Source organism: Brevundimonas goettingensis (genome assembly GCF_017487405.1).
Taxonomy (GTDB): domain Bacteria; phylum Pseudomonadota; class Alphaproteobacteria; order Caulobacterales; family Caulobacteraceae; genus Brevundimonas; species Brevundimonas goettingensis.
This window is the reverse complement of record NZ_CP062222.1, coordinates 1409029-1435448: the sequence shown is the minus strand read 5'-3', so window position 1 is coordinate 1435448 and position 26420 is coordinate 1409029. Positions and strand designations below refer to the sequence as shown.

Annotated in this window: 23 protein-coding genes; 16 read left to right on the top strand and 7 right to left on the bottom strand. The window is 67.9% G+C overall.

The window, feature by feature from the left end; all coding sequences use genetic code 11:
* Positions 1–27 precede the first annotated feature (27 nt).
* Positions 28–1329: an MFS transporter gene (locus IFJ75_RS07095; protein ID WP_207931900.1), complete on the top strand. Its 1302-nt coding sequence runs from the start codon at positions 28–30 to the stop codon at positions 1327–1329.
* Here the strand turns inward: IFJ75_RS07095 and IFJ75_RS07090 are convergent, their stop codons facing one another.
* The 3 genes from IFJ75_RS07090 to IFJ75_RS07080 all read right to left on the bottom strand — a co-directional run bounded on the left by IFJ75_RS07090 (position 1330) and on the right by IFJ75_RS07080 (position 4615).
* Positions 1330–2130, bottom strand: a complete 801-nt coding sequence (locus IFJ75_RS07090; protein ID WP_207931899.1) for a TrmH family RNA methyltransferase — start codon at positions 2128–2130, stop codon at positions 1330–1332.
* Positions 2127–3074, bottom strand: coding sequence for a class I SAM-dependent methyltransferase (locus IFJ75_RS07085; RefSeq protein WP_207931898.1), 948 nt, complete (start codon positions 3072–3074; stop codon positions 2127–2129). The genes IFJ75_RS07090 and IFJ75_RS07085 overlap by 4 nt, the downstream gene beginning before the upstream one ends.
* 92 nt (positions 3075–3166) lie before the next feature.
* Positions 3167–4615 carry a glycosyltransferase family 2 protein gene (locus tag IFJ75_RS07080; RefSeq protein WP_207931897.1) on the bottom strand — a complete coding sequence of 483 codons (1449 nt, stop codon included), beginning with the start codon at positions 4613–4615 and terminating at the stop codon, positions 3167–3169.
* Between the two features lie 108 nt (positions 4616–4723).
* Here IFJ75_RS07080 and IFJ75_RS07075 point away from each other — a divergent pair, with 108 nt between their 5' ends.
* Entirely contained in the window at positions 4724–5380 is a 657-nt protein-coding gene (locus tag IFJ75_RS07075; RefSeq protein ID WP_225897038.1) for a TetR/AcrR family transcriptional regulator, read from the top strand.
* A gap of 7 nt (positions 5381–5387) precedes the next feature.
* Here the strand turns inward: IFJ75_RS07075 and IFJ75_RS07070 are convergent, their stop codons facing one another.
* A complete protein-coding gene (locus IFJ75_RS07070) occupies positions 5388–7454 on the bottom strand; it encodes a lytic transglycosylase domain-containing protein (protein ID WP_207931896.1) in 2067 nt (688 codons plus the stop codon).
* Positions 7455–7566: 112 nt separating this feature from the next.
* On the opposite strand from IFJ75_RS07070, the gene dapA reads away from it, so the two are divergent.
* Both dapA and smpB read left to right on the top strand, forming a co-directional pair.
* A complete protein-coding gene (dapA, locus tag IFJ75_RS07065) occupies positions 7567–8460 on the top strand; it encodes a 4-hydroxy-tetrahydrodipicolinate synthase (RefSeq protein WP_207931895.1) in 894 nt (297 codons plus the stop codon).
* On the top strand, positions 8460–8945 hold the full coding sequence (smpB, locus tag IFJ75_RS07060; protein ID WP_207931894.1) for an SsrA-binding protein SmpB: 486 nt from the start codon (positions 8460–8462) through the stop codon (positions 8943–8945). The genes dapA and smpB overlap by 1 nt, the downstream gene beginning before the upstream one ends.
* Before the next feature lie 51 nt (positions 8946–8996).
* Here the strand turns inward: smpB and IFJ75_RS19665 are convergent, their stop codons facing one another.
* Positions 8997–9113 (bottom strand): hypothetical protein, encoded by a 117-nt coding sequence (locus IFJ75_RS19665; protein ID WP_225897037.1) that lies wholly within the window; start codon positions 9111–9113, stop codon positions 8997–8999.
* A 248-nt stretch (positions 9114–9361) separates the two neighbouring features.
* On the opposite strand from IFJ75_RS19665, the gene dnaE reads away from it, so the two are divergent.
* From dnaE to IFJ75_RS07045, 3 genes are all read left to right on the top strand, one after another.
* Positions 9362–12859, top strand: coding sequence for a DNA polymerase III subunit alpha (dnaE, locus tag IFJ75_RS07055; protein WP_207931893.1), 3498 nt, complete (start codon positions 9362–9364; stop codon positions 12857–12859).
* Positions 12859–13422 carry a DUF3224 domain-containing protein gene (locus IFJ75_RS07050; protein WP_225897036.1) on the top strand — a complete coding sequence of 188 codons (564 nt, stop codon included), beginning with the start codon at positions 12859–12861 and terminating at the stop codon, positions 13420–13422. The genes dnaE and IFJ75_RS07050 overlap by 1 nt, the downstream gene beginning before the upstream one ends.
* An 82-nt stretch (positions 13423–13504) precedes the next feature.
* Positions 13505–14116 (top strand): DUF4142 domain-containing protein, encoded by a 612-nt coding sequence (locus IFJ75_RS07045; protein ID WP_207931892.1) that lies wholly within the window; start codon positions 13505–13507, stop codon positions 14114–14116.
* An 82-nt stretch (positions 14117–14198) separates the two neighbouring features.
* On the opposite strand, the gene IFJ75_RS07040 is transcribed toward IFJ75_RS07045, so the two are convergent.
* Entirely contained in the window at positions 14199–15425 is a 1227-nt protein-coding gene (locus IFJ75_RS07040) for a S41 family peptidase (RefSeq protein WP_225897035.1), read from the bottom strand.
* Between the two features lie 882 nt (positions 15426–16307).
* Entirely contained in the window at positions 16308–16685 is a 378-nt protein-coding gene (locus IFJ75_RS07035) for an EF-hand domain-containing protein (protein ID WP_207931891.1), read from the bottom strand.
* 482 nt (positions 16686–17167) lie between these two features.
* Between IFJ75_RS07035 and rpsB the strand changes: the two genes are divergently transcribed.
* The 9 genes from rpsB to IFJ75_RS06990 all read left to right on the top strand — a co-directional run bounded on the left by rpsB (position 17168) and on the right by IFJ75_RS06990 (position 26410).
* The gene (gene rpsB / locus IFJ75_RS07030; RefSeq protein ID WP_207931890.1) at positions 17168–18058 is read left to right on the top strand and encodes a 30S ribosomal protein S2; all 891 of its coding nucleotides are present in this window, start codon (positions 17168–17170) and stop codon (positions 18056–18058) included.
* Between the two features lie 104 nt (positions 18059–18162).
* Positions 18163–19101 carry a translation elongation factor Ts gene (gene tsf, locus IFJ75_RS07025; protein WP_207931889.1) on the top strand — a complete coding sequence of 313 codons (939 nt, stop codon included), beginning with the start codon at positions 18163–18165 and terminating at the stop codon, positions 19099–19101.
* Positions 19102–19262: 161 nt separating this feature from the next.
* The gene (locus IFJ75_RS07020; RefSeq protein WP_207931888.1) at positions 19263–20879 is read left to right on the top strand and encodes a M20/M25/M40 family metallo-hydrolase; all 1617 of its coding nucleotides are present in this window, start codon (positions 19263–19265) and stop codon (positions 20877–20879) included.
* 106 nt (positions 20880–20985) lie between these two features.
* Complete coding sequence (gene pyrH / locus IFJ75_RS07015) at positions 20986–21729, top strand: UMP kinase (protein ID WP_207931887.1); 744 nt, start codon at positions 20986–20988, stop codon at positions 21727–21729.
* A gap of 42 nt (positions 21730–21771) precedes the next feature.
* Positions 21772–22329, top strand: a complete 558-nt coding sequence (gene frr, locus IFJ75_RS07010; RefSeq protein ID WP_207931886.1) for a ribosome recycling factor — start codon at positions 21772–21774, stop codon at positions 22327–22329.
* A 34-nt stretch (positions 22330–22363) separates the two neighbouring features.
* Complete coding sequence (uppS, locus tag IFJ75_RS07005) at positions 22364–23119, top strand: polyprenyl diphosphate synthase (protein ID WP_207931885.1); 756 nt, start codon at positions 22364–22366, stop codon at positions 23117–23119.
* Entirely contained in the window at positions 23119–23937 is an 819-nt protein-coding gene (locus IFJ75_RS07000; protein ID WP_207931884.1) for a phosphatidate cytidylyltransferase, read from the top strand. Before uppS ends, IFJ75_RS07000 begins: the two co-directional genes overlap by 1 nt.
* Entirely contained in the window at positions 23934–25130 is a 1197-nt protein-coding gene (dxr, locus tag IFJ75_RS06995) for a 1-deoxy-D-xylulose-5-phosphate reductoisomerase (protein ID WP_207931883.1), read from the top strand. The genes IFJ75_RS07000 and dxr overlap by 4 nt, the downstream gene beginning before the upstream one ends.
* A gap of 62 nt (positions 25131–25192) precedes the next feature.
* Positions 25193–26410: a M50 family metallopeptidase gene (locus tag IFJ75_RS06990; RefSeq protein WP_207931882.1), complete on the top strand. Its 1218-nt coding sequence runs from the start codon at positions 25193–25195 to the stop codon at positions 26408–26410.
* The last annotated feature ends 10 nt before the right edge of the window (positions 26411–26420 follow it).

Genomic DNA, 26420 nt, shown 5'->3' with positions numbered 1-26420 from the left:
GCGGGAAAGAAGCCCGAGGATGCGCCCGTGACCCAATCCGACCTGCTGTTCGCGCCCAGCCCGGCGTCGACCCGCCGCGTGCTGTTCGCCAGCCTGATCGGCACGACCATCGAGTTCTTCGACTTCTACATCTACGCCACGGCGGCGGTGCTGGTGTTTCCGGCCCTGTTCTTCCCGGGCACCGACCCGGCGGCGGCGCAGCTGAGTTCCTTCGTGACCTTCGCCATCGCCTTCTTCGCCCGCCCCGTCGGCGCCGTGGTGTTCGGCCATTTCGGCGACCGGGTCGGGCGCAAGGCCACCCTCGTGGCCGCCCTGATGACCATGGGGCTGTCGACCATCGCCATCGGCCTTCTGCCGACCCATGCCCAGGTCGGGGTCATTGCGCCGCTGCTACTGGCCATCTGCCGCTTCGGTCAGGGCTTCGGCCTGGGCGGCGAGTGGGGCGGGGCGGTGCTGCTGGCGACCGAGAACGCCCCGCCGGGGCGCAAGGCCTGGTTTGGCATGTTCCCGCAGCTCGGCGCGCCCATCGGCTTCATCCTCTCGACCGGGGCCTTCATCCTCCTGACCAGCTTCATGGCCGAGGCGGACTTCCTGAGCTGGGGCTGGCGGATCCCGTTCGTGGCCAGCTCGATCCTGGTCTTCGTCGGCCTGTGGGTGCGGCTGCGCATCCACGAGACGCCCGAGTTCCAGAAGGTCGTGGCCAAGGCCGAGCGGGTGCGAGCGCCGGTCCTGACCCTGTTCGCCCGGTACAAGGGCGCCCTGGCGCTCGGCGCCCTGGGCGGGACGACGACCTTCGTGGTCTTCTATCTGCTGACCGTCTGGGGCCTGTCCTGGGCGACCGGCGAGCTGGGCCTGTCCCGGGCCGACATCCTGCCTCTGCAGCTGATCGGGGTGATGTTCTTCGGGGCCTTCATTCCCGTCGCGGCCCTCGCAGCGGACCGCTGGGGGCAGCTGCGCATCCTGATGCTGGCTTCGATCGGGATCGGCGTGTTCGGCTTCCTCATCGCACCGCTGTTCAATGCCGGGCTGCCGGGACTACTGGTCTATTTCGCGCTCGGCTTCGCCCTGATGGGCTGCACATACGGGCCGTTGAGCGCGGCCATGGCGCGGCCTTTCCCGGCGGCGGTGCGCTATACGGGGGCGTCGATGGCGTTCAACGTCGCGGGAATCCTCGGCGCATCCCTGGCCCCCTATGTGGCGACCATGTTGGGCAAGAGCTTCGGACTGGGCGCCGTGGGCCTCTATCTGACCGGCGCGGCCCTGCTGACGACCCTGGCGCTGTGGGCCATGACGCGGCTGAAGAATGAGGAAGGCGAGGGCGCTGCCTGATCAGACGCTGTCCGTCACCGCATAGACCATGATCCCGGTCGCGATGGCCAGGTTCAGGCTGTCGGCGCGACCGCGCATGGGGATCTTGACGTTGACGTCGCAGGCGGCGGCCAGGTCGTCGGTCAGCCCGGCCTGTTCATTGCCCATCAGGATCAGGGTCGGCCGGGCATAGTCGGCGTCGCGATAGCCGTGGGTGGCGTCCAGTCGGGTGCCGACCACGCTGGCCGGCCAGCCCTGACGCCAGGCCAGGAACTCGGCGGGCGTGGCCTTCGAGATGCTGACGGCGAAGACCGAGCCCATCGTCGCCCGCACCGCCTCGACCGAGAAGGGGTCCACGCAGTCGCCGATCAGGATGACGCCGCCGCAGCCGGCCGCATCGGCCGTTCGGATGATGGTGCCGAGGTTGCCCGGATCGCGCACCTGCTCCAGCGCGACCCAGCAGGGGGCGGCCTCCGGCTTGATGGCCGACAGGGGCGTATAGGCCTGTGCAAACACGGCCAGCACCGTCTGCGGGTTCTCGCGCCGGCTGATCTTTTCGAGGATCGGATGGGTGACGACGACGATCTCGCCGCCGGCCTTGAGCGTCGCGGCCTTCGCCCGGTCGAGCAGCGGATGCGGCCGCGCCTCCATCCCGACCAGCAGCATCGTCGGCGCCCGGCCCTGATCCAGGGCCTCGCCGATGAACTTGAGCCCTTCGGCCAGGAAGCGGCCCGTCGCCTCGCGTTCCTTGCGCATGTTGAGCGCGCGGACGGCCTTGACCGTGTCGTTGGTCAGGGAGGTGATGATGCGCTCATCCGTCATGCCGACCACCTGGCGAAGAAGCTCAGGCCGATGGCGCGGGCGTCACTTCCATCCCTGGGCGGGTCCTCGGACAGGGCCAGCTCGCCCCAGTCGATCCGGCCGCCCCGATCATGGGTCGCCTCGGCCATCAAATGGGCCAGCGACAGGCCCGAGATCCGCGCCGCATAGGCGTTGAGCAGCAGGAATGACGCATCATCGCCCAGCAAGGCGGCGCAGTCCTTCAGGAGCGCGGGCAGGTCCTCGAACAGCCGCCAGACCTCGCCCGTCGGGCCGCGTCCGTATTTGGGCGGGTCGAGGATGATCCCTTGATATTTGGCCCCGCGCCGGACCTCTCGCGCGACGTATTTGCGGGCGTCCTCGACGATCCAGCGGATCGGCTTGTCGGTCATGCCGGACAGCTCGGCGTTCTCACGCGCATAGGCGACCGACTTCTTGGAGGCGTCGACGTGGGTGACCTCGGCGCCGGCAGCGGCGGCCGCGAGAGACGCGACGCCCGTATAGCCGAACAGGTTGAGGATCTTCGGCGCTTTGTTCGTTGCGCTATCGTCCTTTGGACTACTTGAGCGCGTCAGGGTGCGAATGCGCGCGTCCATCCACTCCCAGTTGGCAGCCTGCTCAGGGAAGAAGGCGAGGTGGCGGAAGGGGGTGAAGCGGCCGATGAATTTCACATCCCGCCACGTCAGCGGGAAGGCGTCGATCGGGCCGTGTCTGTCGAAACGCCAGCGGCCGGAGTCCTCCTCCTCCTGCTGCGGATCGAACAGGGCGTTGGCGGTTTCAAAGGCAGAGGGGTCGCGCGGCGACCAGAAACACTGCGGCTCGGGCCGCACGACCGTGTGACGCCCGTAGCGCTCCAGCTTCCTGCCGTCGCCGCTGTCCAGCAGGGCGTAGTCGGACCAGCCGGTCGTCAGCAGGGTTTCGGGGGTCTTGGAAAGAACGGGGGCCATCGGGCGCTGCTTAGAGCATGATCGGTTTGGACGGAACCGCTTCGCGGGTCAGTCTGAAGCGTGAATCATGCTCTCACTTCAAATCCGGGGCGTCATGCCGCTTGTCGTCCAGCATCGACCTTGATGAGCGCCTCTTCCAGCTCCGACTTTCCCTCCGGCTCCCCGTCGCGGAAATGGGTGGTCTTGTCCCAGGCGAAGGGCTCGCGGACCAGCCGCCAGGCGGCGTGAACAAAGGCCAGGCTGAGCAGGGACCAGTAGGCGGGCGCGGCCATCATGTCGGTGGCGGAATAGGGCACATGGGCGCGCATCGCCCCGATCTTGCCCTGCAGCCAGGCCGCGGCGGCGCCCAGGACCAGGACGCAAAGGCCGAAGACGGGCGTCCCGGGCGACAGGCCGGCGGTCGCGGCGACCAGCATCGCCGTCATCACCCAGGCCAGGGTTGCGGCATGGATCGCCGCCGAGGCCAGGCCGACGCCCAGTGTCAGGGTGAGGGCCGCCGCACCCCGGAGACCCAGTCCGGCCAGGCTGCGGGTATGGACGCCCCAGGTCTGCATATAGCCCTTCAGCCAGCGGGTCCGCTGCGGCAGCCATAGCTCCAGGTCGCCCGGAGGGGTCTCATAGGTGGGCCGGGAGAGGACGCCCAGCGTCCAGCCGCCGCGCCACAGCCGAAAGCCCAGATCGGCGTCCTCGGTGACGTTCCAGGCGTCCCAGCCGCCCACGGCCCTCAGCACATCGGCGCGGAAGTGGTTGCTGGTCCCGCCCAGCGGGAAGGGCAGGCCCAGCCGGGCCAGGGCGGGCAGGGCGACCTCGAACAGGCTCGCGTACTCGACCGCGAACTGCCGGTCCAGAAACGGTGCGGCGTGATCGCAGCCCCGCCGCCGGATGCGCAGCGGCGCCTGGAGGCAGGCGAGGCGACGCGGGGTGTCCGCAGCGAAACGGGCGGCGGCCTCGCGCAGCTGGAAGGGATCGGGATCGTCCTCGGCGTCATAGATGGTCACCAGCCCGCCCCGGGCCTGGGCGAGGCCGAAATTCAGGGCGCGCGGCTTGGTCTGCGGCGCGCCCGGCGGCACGACCACGATGCGCATCCAGTGCGGTCGGTCGGCCTGCGCCGCCGCGGCGATCGTGGCCCCGTCATGGGCCTCGAGCAGCAGCAGGGCTTCCAGCCTGTCGGGCGGATAATCGATCTTCGCCAGCCGCGTGATCAACTGGCCGACCACCTCTGCCTCATCATGCAGGGCGATCAGCATCGTGTACCGCGGCCAGCCGCCCTTCGGCCGTATCATCTCCGATGGCGGTGCGGGGACGGCGTCGCGACTGATCAGGATGCTCGCGATCCGCCAGACCGCCAAGGCCACGAAGCCCATCTGGACGCCGAGGATCAGCCAGCCCGTCGCGGCCGCCTTCCAGACGAACAGGGCGCCGAGGGTGACAACCAGAAGAAGTGCCAGCGACAGGGCCTGAAAGACGCTGACGCCTCTCCAGACCGCGCTCTCGCAAGGGGAACAGCCCCCTACGGCCCGTTCTGGTCCGCCCCCCGTCATTTGAAATGGTTAACTTGGGGTTGCGTCCGAATCAACCCACACTGAGAGGTGATTGCCGCCCGCTGGCGAATGGGGCTATTCAATCTGCCCGTTCGTGGAGTTTCGTCCTTGTCCGACGCGCCGACCGCCAGCATCGCCCCTTCGGAAGCCACCGGCCGCTCGGCCCGAAAGCCCAAGGGCGAGGGCCACGTCCGGCGCGCCGAAATCCTGGCCGCCGCCGAGCGGATCTTCGTCGAGCACGGCTATGAGGGCGCCACGATCCGCAAGATCGCCGACGAGGTCGGACTGTCCTCCACGGCCCTTTACATGCACTTCTCCGAGAAGGGCGAGATCCTGCATGAGATCTGCCGAGAGGCCTTCGAAAAGCTGATCTGCGAGAACCGGGCCATCACCGCGGTCGACGAGCCCGCCGAGGTCAAGCTGCGCCACATGCTGGAGGCCTATGTGCGCTTCGGCTTCACCAATCCGAACGCCTATCGGCTGGTCTATCTGACCCGGCCGGTCGAGGCCCGTCACGGGGCCCAGTCGGCGGCCCAGCAGATGGGCGCCGAGCTGTTTCGCACCTTCGAGGACCTGCTGGCCCAGCTGATCGCCGCCGATCGCCTGCGCGTCGACAACGCCAAGCTGGCGGGCCAGGTCTTCTGGGCCGGGGCGCACGGTGTCGTGTCCCTGGTGATCACCAAACCCTATTTCGGCTGGGTCGAGCGCGACCTGCTGACCCGGACCATGATCGACGCCCTGCTCGAGGGCCTGATCAAGCCCTGATCAGGCGTCAGGGCGCGTAGGGTCTCGGTCCTGGGACTGCGCCGCGCGAGATGTCCGACGACAGGGTCAGGGGCGCGGAACCGCCGTTCAGCCGGGCCTTGTAGACCGACATATTCTCCATCACCCGCATCATATAGTTGCGCGTCTCGGTGAAGGGGGCGCACTCGATATAGTCGATGGCGGCGTCGGGACCGGTGCGCGGATCGCCGCAACGGGCCACCCACTGCGGCGGCCGGGCCGGACCGGCATTGTAGCCGACCGTCGTCATCAGCATCGAGCCGCCGTAGTTGTTCATCAGCTCGCCCAGGTGATAGCTGCCGAGCGTCATATTGTAGTCCGCGTCCCACAGCCGCTCGGCCGAATAGCCCATGCCCAGACGCCGGGCGACGCCTGAGGCGGTGGCGGGCAGGAACTGCATCATGCCGCGCGCATCGGCGCCGGAGCGGGCGCGCGGGTCGAAGCTGGATTCCTGACGGGTGATGGCCAGGGTGAACTCGAGTGGCGCGGCGCCACCGACCTGCGGCGGGATGCGGATCGGGTACATCCGCTCGGGCATCAGGATGCCGCGCTGGCTGGCCGCGCGGCCGACCATCATCGCCCCGAAGCCGTCGCCATAGGCGCGCGACAGGTCCATCAGCTGGGCCAGGTCGGTCGCGCCGGGAACGGTGTCGTCCAGGTGGTAGGCGAACACCCGGAACAGGCTCATCTCGCCCGTCTCGCCGAGGATGCGCATCGCCCGGACCACCTCATTGCCCTCGAACCGCGCCACGTCGGCGGAGGAGACGGCGGGGTCGGCCGGCAGGGTCAGGGTCGTATAGCCGGCCTTCTCGGCGGCCAGTTGGCCGTAGAAGGTCTGGATATGGGTCGCGCCGGCCCGGTACCACTGCTGGGCGCCGTTTCGGTCGCCTTGCGCCTCGGCCGCGCGGCCAAGCCAGTAGAGGGCGCGCCCTTGCGTGATCGGGGTCGAGGAGACATTGCGCAGGGTCTCGAAATGCCGCGCCGCCCGGGCCGGGTCGTTCAGCTTGGTCAGGGCCACCCAGCCCGCGAAGAACTCTGCGTCCACCTTGCGGTCGCCGCCGGCGAAGCCGTGGCCGGCCATGGCGTCATAGGCCGCCTGCCAGCTCCGGTCCTGCAGGGCGTCGAGATAGTAGTTGCGGCGCTCGCTCCACAGGGTCGACTGGCCGTCGGAATGCAGCGGTGCGGGCGGCAGATAGCGCAGCAGCTCATAGCCTTCGCGCTCGCGGCTGGCGCCGCGCAGGATGCGGACCCGCTCCAGCACCACATTCGGATCCAGCGCCTGGCTGGTGCTCAGGCCCGCGACGATGGCGTCGGGGCTGTAGGCTGTGCGCAGGGCCATGACCGCATTGGCGATGGTCGCGCGCTCGGGCGAGACGAGGTTCAGCATCGACCGCGTCGCCGGGCCGTGCGGCCCCGACAGCAGCATGTTCAGCCGCGCTTCGTGGTCGGCCGGGGTCAGCCAGTTGCTCCACTGGCCCAGGATACGGCTCTGGTTGGCGTCGTCGAACGACTGGGTCCGCCACCAGTCGGCGATCAGCCGGCGGGCGTCGTCGGTGCGGCCGGTCTGCTGCAGCGCCCAGGTCAGGGCGATGGCGCCCTGGACGGTCGTCGGCTTGCTGTCGCCGAAGAAGGCGAGGACGTCGTTAGGCTGGAGCCCGGCGCGGTCCAGGGCGATCTCTCCCGCGGCGCGGCGTCCTTCGGCCCGGGGCCAGCCTGCGAGCACCCGCTGGTCGCGCGACAGCTGGTCGTAGGACAGCTGGGTCGCCGAAGTGTCGACCAGGGCCCATTCGACGATCTTCCTCGCCGTCTGGTCGTTGATCCGGGCGATGGCGTCCTGGGTGGCGATGACGTTGCGGGCGCGGGCCGCGGCCAGGCCTTCGCGGAAGGCGGCGCCGTCGGAGGGGCTCAGCACACGCGGCTGGTTGGTCGGGTTCGGCGTCCCCACGACCTCCGAGTAAGGCTGGGGTCCGGTGTTCAGTTCCGACGTCGTCTGAGGCAGGCCGGAGGGAAGCGGCGCGAGGATCGCAAGAGCCGCGGCCAGGGTGGTCGCTATCATCGTTCGAACAAACCCCATTCAACCCGGTTGCAGCGGCCAAGCCGGCAACCTACCCTCTACCGCTTGATCCGGGCGCGCGTCGCCCCTTTCCCACGCAGGTAGAGTAGTTCCTATGACCGCACCCTTGTTCAAGGGCGTGATCACCGCCCTGATCACACCACTTCGTGACGGAAACGTGGACGAAGCCGCTTTGGAACAGCTCGTCGAGCGCCAGATCGCCGCAGGCGTGCACGGCGTCGTCGCCGTGGGCACGACAGGCGAGGGCGGCGGCCTGACGATCGAGGAACACAAGCGCGTGACCGCCCTGTGCGTGCGTGTCGCGGCGGGCCGGATCAAGGTCATCGCGGGCGCCGGCTCACCCGCCACCTACGAATCGATCGACCTGGCCGCCCACGGCAAGGCCTGCGGCTGCGACGGTTCGCTCGTGGTCACCCCCTACTACAACCGGCCGTCGCAGGCCGGTCTGATCGCCCATTTCGAGGCGGTCGCCGAGGCGGTCCAGCTGCCGCAGATCATCTACAACGTCCCGGGCCGCACGGGGGTGGACCTGTCGAACGAAAGCGTCGCGCGCCTGGCCGCCCACCCGAACATCGTCGCCATCAAGGACGCCACCGGCGACATGAGCCGCGCCAGCTGGATGCACGCGAACATCCTCTCGCTGGAGACGCAGTTCGACCTGATCTCGGGCGATGACCCCAGCTTCCTCGGCTATATGGCCCACGGCGGCGTCGGCCTGATCTCGGTGACCGCCAATGTCGCGCCCGAGGGCATGGTCGCCCTCTACAACGCCGTCATGGCCGGCGACTACGCCACCGCCCGCGTCTGGCAGGACCGGCTGATCGGCCTGCACAAGGCCCTGTTCCTCGACGCCTCGCCGGCCCCGGCCAAGTATGCTTTGGCGAAGCTGGGCCTCTGCTCGGAAGAGATGCGCCTGCCGCTGGTTCCGACCCATGACGCGGTCAAGCCGGCCATCGACGCGGCCCTGCTTGCCGCTGGCGTGAGCTGATGGCGCCGAAGAAGGACAAGGAGCCGATCTCGACGGCCAAGGTCATCGCCGAGAACCGTCGGGCGAAGTTCGACTACTTCCTGGAGGACAATGTCGAGGCCGGCATCATGCTGCTCGGCACCGAGATCAAGGCCCTGCGCATGGGCCGGGCCAATATCGCCGAGAGCTATGCGGCGGTGGAGGGGCGCGAGATCGTCCTGATCAACGCCGACATCCCGCCCTACGTCCAGGCCAACCGCTTCAACCACGAGCCGCGCCGGCCGCGGAAGCTGCTTCTGCACCGCAAGCAGATCGACAAGCTGATCGGCGCTGTCCAGAAGGACGGCCAGACCATCATCCCGATCCGGCTCTATCTGAACGACGACGGCAAGGCCAAGCTCGAGATCGCCCTCGCCAAGGGCAAGAAGCTGCACGACAAGCGCGAGACATCCGCCGAACGGGACTGGCAAAGGGACAAGGCGCGGCTGCTGCGCGACAAGGGCTAGGTCGGGTGAGGCCGGGTTGGGGGAGGGCGGCCGCGACCGCCCCCATGGCCGCTACTTCTTGCCCGGGATCTGGGTGAAGGGGGAGGTTCCCACGACGACGGCCGGTTTGGGCTTTTCCGCCTTGGGCTTGCGGACTTCCTTGTTGCTGCGCACCTGACCCTTGGCCATGATCGCTCTCCGAAACGCCTGCCGCCGGGAAGGCGGGTCGGGGCGTCAGCGGCCAGCCTTACGCGTCGTCCCTTGTTCTGTCCCGGCTTATCGAACAGCTGTTGACGAGAACGGAAACGGAACATAGAACATACCCGGAACACACAGTCTGGGGATAAGCCTATGTCGCGGTTGGTCAGAGATATGCTGTCGCTTGCATCGTGCGGCGGCTTTGTCTGGATGGTCTGGCAGGCGGCCCTGCTGGCGTCATGAGTCGCTTCCGGCCTGCCGACGAGGATCAGGCCATCACCGAAGCAGTCTCCACCACGGGTTTCGTCCATCTGAGGGTCCGCTCGGCCTATTCGCTGCTGGAAGGCGCGATCAAGGCGGGCAAGATCCCCAAGTTGGCGGCGGATGCGGGGATGCCGGCGGTGGGGGTGGCGGACCGCGCCAATCTGTTCGGCGCGCTGGAGTTCTCGGAAGCGGCCAAGGGCGCCGGGGTTCAACCCCTGATCGCCTGCGCCCTGCCGGTGACCGGCATCGGCGGCCGGGCGGGCGAGCGCTGGGCCAAGGTCCCGACCGTGGTCCTGATCTGTCAGGACACCACGGGCTGGGGCAATCTAGCGGCCCTGTCGTCCTCCGCCTATCTCGATGCGGGCGACAACGAGCCCGGCGTGCCGTGGGAGAAGATCGTCGCCCACTCCGAAGGGCTGATCCTGCTGTCGGGCGGCCCCGACGGCCCGGTCGATCCCCTCTACGTCCAGAACAAGACCGCCGAGGGCGATGCGGCTCTGACCGAGATGGCCCGGGTCTTCGGCGACCGCTTCTATGTCGAGCTGCAGCGCCACGGCCTGCCGCACGAGGGGCAGGGGGAACAGGGGCTGGTCCAGTGGGCCTATGCCAATGACGTGCCCCTCGTGGCCACCAATGACGTCTATTACGCCAAACAGGCCCAGGCGAAGTCGCACGACGCCCTGCTGTGCATCGCCGACGGCGCCTTCACCGGTCAGGAAGACCGGCGCCGGATCACCGACCAGCACTGGTTCAAGTCGGCCGAAGCCATGCGCGAGCTGTTCGCCGACCTGCCCGAGGCCTGCGACAACACCATCGACATCGCCCGCCGCTGCGCCTTCCTGGTGAAGACCCATGCGCCGATCCTGCCCCGTTTCGACACCGGGGCGGGCCGCTCCGAGGCCGACGAACTGGCTCACCAGGCGCGCGAGGGGCTGAAGGTCCGCCTGACCGAGGTCACGGCCGCGGTGCCGGAGGAAGAGTACTGGGCCCGTCTCGAATGGGAGGTCGGGATCATTCAGCAGATGGGCTTCCCGGGCTACTTCCTGATCGTCTCGGACTTCATCAAATGGGCCAAGGACCACTCGATCCCCGTCGGGCCGGGGCGGGGCTCCGGGGCCGGGTCGCTGGTCGCCTGGGCCCTGACCATCACCGATCTCGATCCCTTGCGGTTCGGCCTGCTGTTCGAGCGCTTCCTGAACCCCGAACGGGTCTCCATGCCCGACTTCGACATCGACTTCTGTCAGGAGCGTCGGGAAGAGGTCATCGACTACGTCCAGGCCCATTACGGCAAGGACCGGGTGGCCCAGATCATCACCTTCGGCACCCTGCAGGCGCGGGCCGTGCTGCGCGACGTCGGCCGGGTGCTGCAGATGCCGCTGGGCCAGGTCGACCGCCTCTGCAAGATGGTGCCCAACAACCCGGCCAATCCGGTGACCCTGGCCCAGGCCATCGATCTGGAGCCGCGCCTTAAGGAGGCGCGCGACGCCGAACCGGCGGTGAAGAACCTGCTGGAGACGGCGCTGGAGCTGGAAGGCCTCTACCGCAACGCCTCGACCCACGCCGCCGGCATCGTCATCGGCGACCGGCCCCTGGTCGAGCTGGTGCCCCTCTATCAGGACCCGCGCTCCACCATCCCGGCCAGCCAGTTCAACATGAAGTGGGTCGAGCCGGCGGGTCTGGTCAAGTTCGACTTCCTCGGCCTGAAGACCCTGACCACGCTGGACCGCGCCCACGGCTATCTGTCGCGGCGCGGCGCGGCGCCGATCTGGAACCAGCTGCCGCTCGACGACAAGACCACCTATGAGTTGATGGCCTCGGGCCAGACGGTCGGGGTGTTCCAGCTCGAGTCCCAGGGCATGCGCGACACCCTGCGCAAGATGCGCTGCGGCTCCATCGAGGAGATCACCGCCCTGATCTCCCTCTATCGGCCGGGGCCGATGGAGATGATCGACACCTACATCGACCGCAAGTTCGGCCGGGCCGAGGTCGACTATCTGCACCCCTCCCTCAAGGAGGTCCTGACCGAGACCTACGGCGTCATCATCTACCAGGAGCAGGTGATGAAGATCGCCCAGATCCTGGCGGGCTACTCGCTCGGCGAAGCCGACCTTCTGCGCCGCGCCATGGGCAAGAAGAAGAAGGAGGAGATGGACTTCCAGAAGGCGCGCTTCATCAAGGGTGCGTCCGAGAAGTCCGTGCCGGAGCAGCAGTCGGACAGCATCTTCGAGCTGGTGGCCAAGTTCGCGGGCTACGGCTTCAACAAGTCCCACGCCGCCGCCTACGCCCTGATCAGCTATCAGACGGGCTGGCTGAAGGCGAACGCCCCGGTCGAGTTCTTCGCCGCCTCCATGTCGCTCGATCTGTCCAACACCGACAAGCTGGCGGTCTTCTACCAGGACGCCCGCAAGTTCGAGGTGCCGGTCCTGGCGCCCGATGTGAACCGGTCCTCGGCTGACTTCGACGTGGCCTGGGAAGACGGCAAGGGGTCCGTGCTTTACGCCCTCGGCGCGATCCGCAACGTGGGTCTGGAGGCGATGAAGCATCTGGTCGAGGTGCGCGAGACCGGCGGCCGCTTCACCGACATCTTCGACTTCCTCGAGCGGGTCGATCCGCGCGCGGTCAACAAGCGGGCGCTGGAAGGCCTGGCCAAGGCCGGCGCCTTCGACAGCATCCACCCGAACCGGCGTCAGCTGCTGGAACAGGCCGACGTCCTGATGGCCTATTGCCAGAGCGTCGCCGCCGACCGGACCTCGTCGCAGGTGTCGCTGTTCGGCGCCGATCAGGCCGCCGCGGCCCGCCCGCGCCTCAAGAGCGTCGAGCCGTGGATCGGGCCGGAGCAGCTGGATCACGAGCTGTCGGCCGTCGGCTTCTATCTGTCCGGCCACCCGTTGGAAGACATGATCCCGGCGCTCAAGCGCAAGCGCGTCACCTTCGTCGCCGAGGCCACGGCCCTGGCCGAGAGCGGCCATGAGGCCTTCATGATGGCCGGGGTCGTGCGCCGACGGCAGGAGCGGGCCAGCGCCCGCACGGGAGAGAAGTTCGCCTTCGTCAACTTCTCGGACCCGACGGGCGAGTTCGAATGCCTGTTCCCGCCCGAGCAGCTGCGCAAGTGCCGCGAGGTGCTGGAGGTCGGGGCCTCGGTGCTGGTGCGGATCCGGGCCAAGTCCTCGGACGGGGAGGTGCGGTTCTTCGGCGACGACGCCTCCAGGCTTGACACCCTGATCGACGAGTCGACCGCGGGCATGCGGGTCCATGTCTCGGCGCGAGGCACGGACGCCGAGGCGATCCGAGCGCGGCTGGAGCGGTCGCAGCAGGCCTCGAAGGGCGCCAAGGGCGGGGAGATCACCCTGGTCGCCTCGCTGGACGGGCGGCGCGAGGTCGAGCTGAGACTGCCGGGCCGCTACCGCATGGACGCCGCCCTGCGCGGGGCGCTCAAGTCCGCGCCGGGCGTGCTGATGCTGGAGGACGCGTGATGTTCGGGGCCGTCCTCGCCGCCGTGCTGATGCTGGCCTCGGAGGCGGGAGCCGCCGCGTCCGTGACCGCCGTGTCCGGGGCCGCGCCCCTCATCGCAACCGCGCCGGTGACGGCCGTGACCGGCCAACCCGCCACGACAGGAGCCTCCATGACCGCTGCAGCCGAGACCCGCCACGCGCTGGGGACCTTCGACGTCAGCATCACCCCGGTCCAGCGTGCGCCGGACGCCGCGCCGGACGCGCCGGGCCGGATGACGCTGAAGAAGACCTTTCACGGCGGCCTGACCGGGACGGGCGTGGGCGAGATGCTGGCGACCATGGCCGGCGGGAACTCCGGGGCCTATGTGGCCATGGAACGCGTGACCGGGACCCTGGAAGGGCGCGAGGGGACCTTTGCCCTGGTCCACCGGGGCCTGATGGACCAGGGCGCGCAGGACCTGCTGATCACCATCGTTCCGGGCTCGGGCACGGACGGACTGGCGGGGATCACGGGGGTCTTCCACCTGACCATCGAGGGCGGCGAGCATCGCTACGACCTCGAGTACAGCCTGCCGGCGAACTGATCCCGATCCATCCCTGTCCGGTCGCGGACAAGGGAACGAACGGCGCCCGCAGCGGTTCTCCCCGGCAACCAAGGGAGACCCCATGATCCGTAACTTCGCCAAACCCGTCCTCGCCGCCGCCGCCGTCGCCGCCCTTCTCGCGGCCTGCAGCCAGCAGCAGACGGACAAGACCGCCGATGACGCCGGCGCCGCCGTCAACGCGGCCCAGGACGCGACCTCGACCGCGGTCGGCCAGACCTCGGCGGCCACCCTGGGCGCCAACACCGTCGGCGGCTTCGTCAACGGCCTGGCCGTCTCCGATATGTACGAGCTGGAAGCGGCGAAGATCGCCTACTCCAAGTCCGACAACGCCGACGTCAAGGCGCTGGCGGCCATGATCACGACCGACCACACGGCGTCCTCGGCCAAGCTGAAGGCCCTGGCCCCGACGGCGGCGCCGACCGTGGCCCTGCCGACGGCGCTGGACGAGCGTCGTCAGGGGCTGATCGACAACCTCAAGGCGGCTTCGGCGGCCGACTTCGACAAGGTCTTCCTGACCCAGCAGGCGGCGGCCCATGACGAGGCCCTGACCCTGCTGAACGGCTTCGCCGACAACACCGAGGCCCCGGCCCTGGCGGCGCTGGCCAAGGAGATCATCCCCAAGGTCACCATGCACCGTGACCGGGCGAAGGCCCTCCTGGACGCGATGCACTGACCCTCGGGCATCGCTGACAGGTCTCTGGGGAGAGAGCGGAGGGGCGGTCCTGCAAGGGCCGCCCTTCTTGCGTCTGGAGGGCTCAGGGGGCGGGGACGAAGGCCTCGCGGGGCGTGCCGGAGACGGTGTAGAGCCGCTCGGTCGGGAGCTTCAGCGTCAGGCCCGAACGGGGCAGGATCAGGTCCGAGACGGCGCCGCGCAGGCCCGCCATGGGACCGCCCGTGACCCGCGCGCCGAGCGCGTCGAAGCCGATGGCGAGGCCTTCGCCCATACTGCCGGTCCAGCGGCTGACCCGCACCGAGACGGGGCCGTCATGATGCTTGCCGGGGCGGGGCAGGACCTGTTCGACCCACTGGCGGGGTATGCCGGTCTCGCGTTCCTCGGAGGGCAGGTTGTGGACCTGATAGCCGGTCGCGGCGCTGACGAACCAGCCCATGACCGCGCGGGCGACGACGGTGTTGCCGCCGCTGGGGGTATCGGTCAGGTCGATGACGACGGGCTGGCCCGGCTGGGCTGTGGTCATGGCGGCGTCGAAGGCGGCGACCGTCCCGTTCTGACCCAGGCTGTCGTTGAACCGGATGACGAGGGCGTCGCGGTCGGTCCGGACGTCCAGCGGCGGACGGTCGGCGGCCCCGACATAGAGGTTCGGCAGGGTCAGGCGGCGGGTCCCGGCGGGCCCCGAGAAGGTCAGGTCGCGGGGCCGGTCGCGGCGGCCGGCGGCGAGGACGCGGGCGGCATAGGGCGCGCGCTCGCCCTCGGCGGTCAGGCCCAGAGGGCTCCAGAAGGCGGCGACGGCGTCGGCGGTCGGAGCGTCGCCGACGGCGGTCAGGCGGTCGCCGGGCCGGACGCCGGCGGCCTCGGCCGGAGAGCCGGCGCGGACGGCGGTGACGAAGTAGTTGGACCCGGAGGTCTCGATCCACAGGTCGCCATAGGTCGGCACGATGGCCCAGTCGTCGCTGAACGACCGGCCGGTGATGGCGTGGTGGTCGGCGAGCGCCGTCAGGGCGTGCTCGGCGTAGCGGAGCAGGGACCGGTTGTCGGAGACGGCCTCGGCCTCGGCCCGGAGCTGGGGCGTCATCGGCATGACCCCGCCGGGGAAGCGGTCGAGGTAGGCGTACTGGGCGTCGATCAGGGGCTGGATCGACAGGGCGTCCTCCCGGAAGGCGGCGGCGTCAGGAGCGGTCTGGAAGGCCGGGGTCTGGGCCGAGGCGGGCAGGGCGGTCAGGCCCGCGCCGAGGCTGAGGGCGGCGATGGCGGCGGAAACAGCGACGGTCGGAAAACGGGCGGGGACGGAAAAAACAGGGTGCAAGGCCGGCTCCGGGACAGGACGCGCCTTGGGTAACCGGCGTTGGGGAGGAGGGGTAGTTACGCTTTCGTCAGGCTGGCGACGCGCCGGATTGCACTCGAAAAAAACGGCGGGTGCAAAAAGTGCAATCGTGAAGGTCGGGGCGCAGGATTGGCCCGCAAGGTGCGGAATTCAAAGGATGCATAACCGGTGATGTTCTTGCACTCGGAGTGCAAGGGGGTGCATTGGGTTCGGGGATGTCAAAGACCGGAGGCGGGAGGTCGGGCGCAGTCTAACACCTCCAGGACCGGCGCCTAACCGATCGCGGCGCGAGCGCCGCAGGCCTTTGAATGCGGGCGGCTTTCTCAGCCCGGGGATGCGAACTGGAAGTCGCTGAAGGCTCAGGCTGTGATATCGACGGTGTCGCCGGCATCGGGGCGGCACAGCCTTGCGCGAGACGGTCGAAATCCGCCCGAAAAAGAGCCTAGGGACGATGCGCCCTGCGACCGTCAGGGGCTGAATGGGAACTGGTCAAAGACTGTGATTTTGGAGCGCCTAGAAGGGCATTGCGATGCCCCTCAACGGCTTCAACATCCTCCGGCGAAGCGATCAAGTTCAACGAAAGGTTAATAAATAGCCTTGCTACACCCCTAGGACGAGCACACACTTTATTCGTGCAGAATCGCCGCACGTTCCCGGGGGTAGAAACCTTGAAAATTAATCGTGTTCTTGTCGCTGCGGCCATCGCAGTCAGCGCCGCTCTCGTCCCGCATATGTCAGCAGCTTCTCCATCGGGGTGGGTCTGCGACTACCGGTACGAACCGCGCTGTACGTTTGGAGAAGGTGGCTCCTACCAATGCGAGTATGTTCTGGTCGCCTACGACTGTCGTGAAGGCGAGATCATCGTCAATCCGTGATCCCTCTCTGACAACGGCCAATCGCGGCGAGAGGAAGGAAGTGCTCGCTAAACTCTTTCCAATCGACGCGATTGTCTTTGTTCTGATCGACCGCATTCATCCACTGGCTTGTGCTGCTGCGGGTAGGCGCGAAGGGGTCGGAACCATTTCCGGCTGTCCCGACGGGCACTTCTTCGCCTGAGATGACGTCATCCTTGTCTCTATCCATCAAGCTGAAGAAGCGCCGATGGCGCTGCTCGGCGTCAGCCGCGCTGGTTCCATCCAGAATCGCGGCGCCTGTGACGCGCACTACCGGGATGTCGGTTCCCGGCATGGTCATTCCTGCCGGAACACAGGTTGCGATAGCGATAGTGGCGATAAGGAACAAGTGACGCTCCGGGAGAGTGTGGCCGAAGCAATCTCGCGGCATACGTGTTTAGATTGTTCTAACGTGCATGAATGCATGGAGCATGCGGACGCCGGACAAGGTCGTCCCTGCAGTGGCTGCTACCCCGCAATCTGCTGGAGGAAGGCCGTCCGGCCGTCCAGCGCCGGGGCCTGGTTTAAACTGGCTAAGTGGGGTGACCGCGACGGAAGATTTGGGGCCTTCGGGTCACATGCATCTGGCTCAAAGGGCTGGGTCCCCCATCTGGCTCAAAGAACTGGGTCCCCGCCGTCGCGGGGATGAGCGGAAGTCAGGTGTTCACACCCCCGCTTGCCTTTTCCGTCCAACCCCACTACATCCGCGCCCACTTCACACGCAGGCGTGGCGTGGGTCGGGGAGACATCCCGGTCCGGGCCGTTCCGAGGGAGGCAACCGCCTCCTTTTACCCGTCTGCGGCGGAATAATCGGAAAAAGGACTTCCAAAGATGGCTCTGCCTGAATTCTCCATGCGCACCCTGCTCGAAGCCGGCGCTCACTTCGGTCACCAGACGCACCGCTGGAACCCGAAGATGGATCGCTACATCTTCGGCGCGCGCTCGAACATCCACATCATCGACCTGTCGCAGACGATGCCCCTGTTCCACCAGGCTCTGGTGGCCGTGCGCGACGTCGCCGCGAAGGGCGGCCGCGTCCTGTTCGTCGGCACCAAGCGCCAGGCCTCGGACCCGGTGGCTGAAGCCGCCAAGCGCTGCGCCCAGTACTATGTGAATCACCGCTGGCTCGGCGGCACCCTGACCAACTGGCGCACCGTGTCGGGCTCGATCGCCCGCCTGCGCGAGCTGGAAGGCATCATGGACCGCGGCGGCGAAGGCCGGGTCAAGAAGGAACTGGTGACCCTGGGTCGCGAGAAGGACAAGCTGGAACTGTCCCTCGGCGGCATCAAGGACATGGGCTCCATCCCGGACATCATGTTCGTGATCGACACCAACAAGGAAGCGATCGCGATCCTGGAAGCCCGCAAGCTGAACATCCCGGTCATCGCCATCCTGGACACCAACTCGGATCCGGACGGCATCACCTATCCGGTGCCCGGCAACGACGACGCCGCCCGCGCCATCCAGACCTACTGCGACCTGATCGCCGACGCCGTCCTGGACGGCCTGGCCGCCGGCGCCTCGAACTCGGGCGTCGACCTGGGCGCTTCGGAAAACCCGGTCGAGCCGATGCTGGCCGAAGCCTCGGCTCCGGTCGCCGCTGACGCCGCCCCGGCCGGCACGGAAGCCGTCGCCGACGAACTGCTGGTCGCCTCGGGTGAAGCCCAGGACGCCACTTCGGACGCCAACGACGCCGTCGAAACCGAGCAAGCCGCGGTCTAAGCCGCACCCGGCTTTCTTCCGACGGTCAAACTGACATGCGGCCGGGCTAACCACGCCCGGCCGCTATCGCATTACGAATACCCATCGATACCAGGAGCTATACAATGGCTGAGATCACCGCCGCCCTCGTCATGGAACTGCGCGCCAAGTCCGGCGTGGGCATGATGGACTGCAAAAAGGCCCTCCAGGAAACCGACGGCGACATCAACGCCGCGATCGACTGGCTGCGCGCCAAGGGCCTGTCCAAGGCCGCCAAGAAGGCCGACCGCGTCGCTGCTGAAGGCCTGGTCGCCGTCGCCACGCGCGATGAAGGCAAGGGCGAAATCGGCGCCGCCATCGAGTTCAACTCGGAAACCGACTTCGTCGCCCGCAACGAGCTGTTCCAGAACGCCGCCAACCAGTTCGCCGTTCACGGCCTGGAGCACGGTTCGGTCGAGGACCTGCACGGCGCGGTTCTGGAAAACGGCAAGTCCGTCCAGGACGAAGTGACCCAGATGATCGCCACCATCGGCGAGAACATGCAGCTGCGTCGCGCCGCGCGTCTGGCCGTGTCGGAAGGCGTCGTCGCCTCCTACGTCCACAACGCCGTCTCGCCGGGCCTGGGCCGCATCGGCGTTCTGGTCGCCCTGGAAGGCGAAGGCGACAAGGCCGCCCTGCGTGAGCTGGGCCGCAAGATCGCCATGCACGTCGCCGCCACGGCGCCGCTGTCGCTGAACACCGACGACCTGGACCCCGCCGCCATCGAGAAGGAACGCGCCGTTCTGACCGAAAAGGCCAAGGAAGAAGGCAAGCCGGAAAACATGATCGACAAGATCGTGGAAGGCCAGATCAACAAGTTCCAGAAGGACGTGGTGCTGTCCAAGCAGCCGTTCGTCATGGACCCGGATGTGACCATCGAACAGCTGGTCGCCAACTCGGGCAAGGAACTGGGCTCGTCCAACCTGAAGCTGGCCGGTTTCGTCCGTCTGGCCCTGGGTGAAGGCGTCGAGAAGGTCGAAGGCCCGGACTTCGCCGCCGAAGTCGCCTCGATGATGCAGGGTTAAGCCCTCTCGTCATTCAAGACACGGAAGGGGCCGGCGAGCGATCGCCGGCCCCTTTTGCGTTTCCGGACATCACTTTGGAACGGGGCGGGTTTGCGAACCGTGACGGTTCCGGGCACAGAAGGGCCTCATTTGAGTCTGGATCGAAGTTGGGGCCGTTCTTCATGTCACGTCTGCTTGCCGCCGTTTCCGCCGCCGCCTTGTTTGTCGCCACGCCTTCGCTGGCGCAGGAGGTCGATCTGAACGCCGTCAACGGCATCGTCGACCAGGGCATGAACCACTCGCAGGTGATGCAGACGGCCCAGCATCTGACCGACGTCATCGGCGGTCGGCTGACCAACTCGCCTGCGATGCGCCAGGCCGAGGGCTGGACCCAGCAGCAGTTCCGCGACTGGGGCCTGTCGAACGTCCACGCCGAGGGCTTCGAGTTCGGCCGCGGCTGGTCGATCGTGCGCTCGAGCGCACGGATGATCGAACCCCGCCCGCTCGACCTGCACGCCATCCCGATCGCCTGGACGCCGGGCACCGGCGGAACGATCAGCGGCCCCGTGGTGGTCGCGCCGATCGCCAACGCCGGCCAGTTCGACGCCTGGAAAGGCAAGCTGCAGGGCAAGATCGTGATGATCTCGACCCCGGATACGGGCTCGGAGCCGGACACGGCGCCCTTCCTGCGCTGGACCGACGCCCAGCTGGCCGATCGGACGAGCTTCTCCCAGCCGCGCAACGACCCGGCGGCCGCCGAGCGCGGTCTGCGCAGCCCGCAGGCCGACTTCGCCGGCAAGCTGGACGCCTTCCTGAAGGCCGAGGGCGCGATCGCCCTGGTGCGGATGTCGGCGCGTGACGGCGACCTGCTGCACGGCACCGGCTCGGGCTATCGCGTCGGCCAGACCCCGACCGTGCCCGGCATGGAGCTGGCGGCCGAGGACTATCGCCGTCTGGCCCGTCTGGCCCTGAGCGGCACGGCGCCGACCCTGGAGCTGATGAGCGAGGTCCAGTACGACGACACCGACGTCAACGCCTACAACATCATCGCCGACATCCCGGGTTCGGCCCGCGGCGGCGAATACGTCATGGCCGGCGCCCACCTGGACAGCTGGGTCGCGGGCGACGGCGCCTCGGACAACGCCGCCGGCAGCGCGGTGATCATGGAGGCGGCGCGCATCCTGAAGGCGATGAACGTCAAGCCCAAGCGCACCATCCGCTTCGCCCTGTGGAGCGGGGAAGAGCAGGGACTGTGGGGCTCGCTGGCCTATGTGGACCAGCATCTGGCGACGCGGGCGCCGCTGAGCGATCCGGCCTTCGCCAACCTGACCAACAACCGCACCTGGCGCGCCCGCTGGCCGATCCAGCCGCGTCCCGGCTATTCGGACCTGGTCGCCTATTTCAACATCGACAACGGCTCGGGCAAGATCCGCGGCATCAACGCCGAGGGCAATATCGCGGCCGCTCCGATCCTGGAGAAGTGGCTGAAGCCGTTCGAGAGCATGGGGGTGACGACCGTGGGCCTGCGTCCGTCGGGCGGCACCGACCACGTCTATATGCAGACCGTGGGCGTTCCGGGCTTCCAGTTCATTCAGGACCCGCTGGACTACAACAGCCGCATCCACCACACCTCGGCCGACACCTATGACCATCTGAAGGCGGATGATCTGCGTCAGGCGGCCGTGGTGCTGGCCAGCATCCTGCTGAGCGCGGCCAACAGCGACGAGCCCCTGCCGCGCATGCCGCTGCCGACCCTGCCGACGCCCAGCGACCCGTTCGCCTATCCGGCCCCGAACTGAAACGATCCTGAAAAGATCGTATCCATAAGGCTTTGAAGCGAGGGGCGCCCTTCGTCTATAAGGCGCTGTCCCGAATCCGCGCCGCCCCTCGCGAAAGAGCTTTCCCATGTCCGACGTCGACCACGCCCCGAAATACAAACGGGTGCTGCTGAAGGTGTCGGGCGAGGTGCTGATGGGCGACCAGCCCTACGGCATCGACATGAAGACGGTCGCCGAGGTGGCCCGGGCCGTCGGCTCGGTCGCCAGCGAAGGCATCGAGATCTGCCTGGTGATCGGCGGCGGCAACATCTTCCGCGGTCTGTCCAAGGCGGCCGGAGACATGGACCGCGCCACCGCCGACCAGATGGGCATGCTGGCCACGGTCATGAACGCCCTGGCCATGCAGGCGGCGCTGGAGAAGATCGGCGTGCAGACCCGGGTGCAGAGCGCCCTGACCATGCCGGCCGTCGCCGAGCCCTACATCCGCCGCCGCGCCCTGCGTCATCTCGAAAAGGGCCGGGTGGTGATCTTCGCCGCCGGCGTCGGCGCGCCGTTCTTCACGACCGACTCGGGCGCCGCCCTGCGCGCAGCCGAAATGGGCTGCGACGCCCTGCTGAAGGGCACCAGCGTGGACGGGGTCTATACGGCCGATCCCAAGAAGGACCCGAAGGCCACCCGTTACGACACCCTGACCTATCAGCAGGTGCTGGCGCAGGACCTGCGTGTCATGGACGCCTCGGCCGTGGCCCTGATGCGCGACAGCGGCATTCCGATCGTCGTCTTCTCGATCCGCGAGGAGGGCGCGTTCCACCGCGTGCTGCGCGGCGAGGGCGCCTTTACGGTGATCAGCGACAACGCCCCGTCTGCCTGACTATATGGGCCGTCTGACTACAAGAGACTCGAGGAGACCATCATGGCCAAGCCAGATCTGAACACCTATCGCGAGCGCATGGACAAGGCCGTGTCCTCGCTGAAGGAAGAATACAGCGGCCTGCGCACCGGTCGCGCCCACGCCGGTCTGCTGGATCCGGTCTCGGTCCAGGCCTATGGCTCGAACTCGCCGCTCAACGCCGTCGCCGCGATCAGCGTGCCCGAGCCCCGGCTGATCTCGGTCAGCGTCTGGGACAAGTCGATGGTCGGACCGGTCGAGAAGGCCATCCGCGCCGCCGGCCTGGGCCTGAACCCCGTCGTGGACGGCCAGACCCTGCGCATTCCCGTGCCGCCCCTGACCGAAGAGCGCCGCAAGGACCTGGCCAAGCTGGCCGCCAAATACGCCGAGCAGCAGAAGATCGCCGTGCGCAACGTGCGCCGCGACGCCAACGACGACCTGAAGAAGGCCGAGAAGGCGGGCGACATCAGCCAGGACGACCAGAAGAAGTTGGAGACCGAGGTCCAGAAGGACACCGACGCCGCCATCAAACGCATCGACGAGACCTTGAAGACCAAGGAAGTTGAGATCATGCAGGTCTGAGGTCCGCCTCAGACCCTGCCAGGACGCAAATGAAATGACGGCACCCACCGCCGGTCTGCCCGGAGCCGCTGAAGGCCCCAAGCATGTCGCGCTCATCATGGATGGTAACGGTCGCTGGGCGCAGGCCCGGGGCCTTCCCCGCGCCATGGGCCACCGCGAGGGGGTCCAGGCCCTGAAACGCACCGTCCAGGCCGCGCCGTCTTTCGGGGTGGAATGCCTGACCGTGTTCGGCTTCTCGACCGAGAACTGGCGCCGGCCGGCCGAGGAAGTGTCGGACCTGATGGGTCTGGTGCGGTCCTATGTGGCCAGCGACCTGAACCGTCTGGCGCGCGAAGGCGTGCGGGTGCGGGTTCTGGGCCGTCGGACGGGGCTGCCGGCCGACATCGCCGCCATCGTGGACCGGGCCGAGGCCCAGACGGCCCACAACAGCCGCTTCCTGCTGCAGGTCGCCTTCAACTACGGCGGTCAGGCCGACATCGTCGACGCCGCCCAGCGCCATATCGACAAGATCCTGGCCGGGGAGGCCACGGGGCCGCTGGACGAGGCGGCCCTGAGCGCCGGCCTTTCGACCGCGGGGGGACCGCCCGTCGATCTGATCGTGCGCACCTCGGGCGAGCAGCGGCTGTCGAACTTCCTGCTGTGGGAAGCCGCCTACGCGGAAATGGTGTTCCAGAACGTGCTCTGGCCCGACTACGGCGCCGGCCCGCTGGGCGAGGCAGTCGAGCAATACCGCAACCGGGATCGCCGTTTCGGCGGACTGATGCCGCAACCGGCGCTCGCGACGGGCTGATGGCGCTCAAGGTTGGGGACATAGGCATTCGCGCCGCGTCAGCCGTCGTGCTGGCGCCCGCCGCCGTTCTGGCCACCTGGGCCGGGGGCGTGTGGTTCCTTGCCCTGATCCTGATCGCCTGCGCCCTGCTGGCCGTCGAATGGGCGATGATGAGCGCGCCCGGCGCCTGGCGGATGATGACCGGGGCGGTGGCCCTGGGCCTCTTCGCGGCGGTCGTGACGGCCCATGTCGGGCAGCTGTCGCTGGCCCTTGTGCTGCTGGTCTTCGGAGCCGGGGCCGCGGGCGTATTCGCGCGCAGCCGGGGGCAGGAGGCGTTGAACGCGGCCTATGGCGTCCTCTATCTGGGCTGGCCGGCGGTTCTGCTGATCTGGCTGAGGGACGACCATTCGCCGATAGGGCTGAACTGGACGGTTCTGGTCTTCGCCGTGGCCTGGGCCTCGGACATCCTGGCCTATCTGGTCGGCAGCGCCGTGGGCGGGCCGAAATTGTGGCCCCGCTTTTCGCCCAACAAGACCTGGTCCGGCTTCATCGGCGGGCTGGCGGCGGGGATGATCGCCGGCGCCGGGATGGCGCATTGGCTTGAGATGGGCCGGCTGAACATCTTATGGGGCGCGGTTCTGGGTCTGGCGGCGGCGCTGGCGACCATGGCGGGCGACCTTTGGGAATCGGGCTTGAAGCGGCGCTTCGGGGTCAAGGACGCAGGCAATCTGATCCCCGGGCACGGCGGGCTGATGGACCGGGTCGACGGCCTGATGTTCGCGGTCGTGGTGGTGGCCCTGGGCCGCTGGCTGGTGATCCTTCTGGAGCGGGCCGCGTGATACGGCGTCGTGTCAGCGTGCTGGGGTCGACCGGCTCGGTCGGCTGTTCGACGCTGGACCTGATGGATCAGGCCGAGGCGGCCGGAACCGGCGCCTTCGAGGTCGAGGTCCTGACCGGCGGCGGCAATGTCGCCCGGTTGGCCGAACAGGCCCGACGCTGGAAGCCGAAACAGGTGGTGATCGCCGACGAGGCGCGGCTGGGCGAGCTGCGCGACGCCCTGTCGGGGCTGGAGATCGAGATCGCGGCGGGGGATCAGGCGGTCGTCGAGGCGGCGACGCGTCCGGCCGACTGGATCATGGCCTCGATCGTCGGTGCGGCCGGGCTGCGCTCGACCTGGGCGGCGGCGGGTACGGGGGCGACGCTCGCCCTCGCCAACAAGGAAAGCCTGGTCTGCTGCGGCCCGCGCCTGATCGAGCGCATAGCCCGGAGCGGCGGAACCCTGATCCCGGTCGATTCCGAGCATTCCGCTATCTTCCAGGTGTTTCCGGCCGAGGCGCCGGAGCGCGTCGAGAAGCTGGTCCTGACGGCGTCCGGCGGGCCGTTCCGCAAGACATCGCTGGCCGATATGGCGCGGATGACGCCCGAACAGGCCGTGGCCCACCCCAATTGGTCGATGGGCGCCAAGATTTCGGTCGACAGCGCCACCATGGCCAACAAGGGTCTCGAGACCATCGAGGCCGCCTATCTGTTCGCTATGCCGGTGGAAAAGATCGACGTCGTGGTCCATCCCGAATCGGTGATCCATTCGATGGTCGAATACGTGGACGGCTCGACCCTGGCCCAGATGGGGCCGCCGGACATGAAGACGCCGATCGCCTGCGCCCTGGCCTGGCCGCACCGGCTGGCCTGGCCGGCGCCCAAGCTGGACCTGGCCGCCCTGGGCAGGCTGACGTTCGAGGCGCCGGATTACGAACGGTTCCCGGCCCTGAAACTGGCCCGCGAGGCCCTGACGGCAGGCGGTTCGGCCCCGACGGTGTTCAACGCCGCCAATGAGGTCGCCGCCTATGCGTTTCTTGACCGTAGGCTGGCCTTTCTCAATATTGCCGCAGTCGTCGCCGAAACCCTCGATCGAGCGACACGCTCGGGGATGGATTTCACGTCTGAAGACGCCTGCGACGCGGCCCTGGCCGTCGATGCGGAGATTCGGCGGATCGCGGAGACCATCGTCAGCGGACTGGCCATCGCGGCCTGATATGTCGATCTGAGGCGATTTGGGGGGCCGCCATTCCGGCGGTCGGGGAGTAAGAAACGCGAATGCTGAACGGTCTTGGGCAGATCCTGATCGCCATCCTGTCGGTGATGGTCGTGCTGACGCCTGTGATCGTCATCCACGAACTGGGCCACTACTGGGTCGCGCGCGCCTTCAAGGTGAAGATCGACCGGTTCGCCATCGGTTTCGGCCGCGCCCTGTTCAGCCGCACGGACAAGCACGGCGTCGAATGGCGCGTGGGCTGGATGCCGCTGGGCGGCTATGTGAAGTTCGCGGGCGATCTGGACGCCTCCAGCGTGCCTGACCAGGCCGGTCTGGCCGAACTGCGCCAGCGCGTGATCGCCGAGAACGGTCCGGGCGCCGAGCGCGACTATTTCCATTTCAAGCCCGTGTGGCAGCGGGCCCTGATCACCGCCGGCGGGCCGGTGGCGAACTTCATCCTGGCCATACTGATCTTCACGGTCATGTTCTCGATCCTGGGCAAGACCTTTAGCCCGGCCCGGGTCGCCGAGGTCGGGGCGGGGACGCCCGCAGCCGTCGCCGGCTTCCGCTCCGGAGACGTGATCACCGAGATCAACGGCCGCACGATCAAGGATTCCCGCGAGGTGACCGCCAAGGTCATGCTGAGCGCCGGGGATCCGATTCGCTTCACCGTCGAACGTAACGGCGCTGAAATGCTGGTCACGGCGACGCCCGAGCGCCGCATCGAGAACGACCCCGTCGCCGGTCGGATCAGCGTCAGTCGTCTGGGCCTGATCCTGGCCCCGACCCGAGGCGAGACCCGCCATGTGCGCTACAACCCGATCGAGGCGGTCGGGCAGGGGGTTCTGCAGACCAGGGACGTGCTGGGCACGACCCTGACCTATATCGGACGCATCTTCAGCGGGCGGGAATCCGGCGACCAATTGAGCGGCCCCCTGGGCATCGCCAAGGCCTCTGGCGCGGTGACCACTGCGGCCATCGCCGCCAACCCCGATCCGCTCGCCATCGCCATCAATCTCGTCTTGAGCATGGCAAGCCTTGCCGCCTTACTTTCGATCGGAATCGGCTTCATCAACCTGATGCCCATCCCGGTTCTGGACGGTGGCCACCTCGTATTCTACGCCTATGAAGCTGTGGCGCAGAAACCCGTGGCGGCCAGGGTTCAGGAAGCGGGATACCGGGTCGGTCTTGCTTTGCTGGCGGGTTTGATGTTGTTCGCGACCTGGAACGACTTGCAGAAGCTGAACCTGTTCAAATTCCTCGGCGGGCTCGTCAGTTGAGCCGACGCCA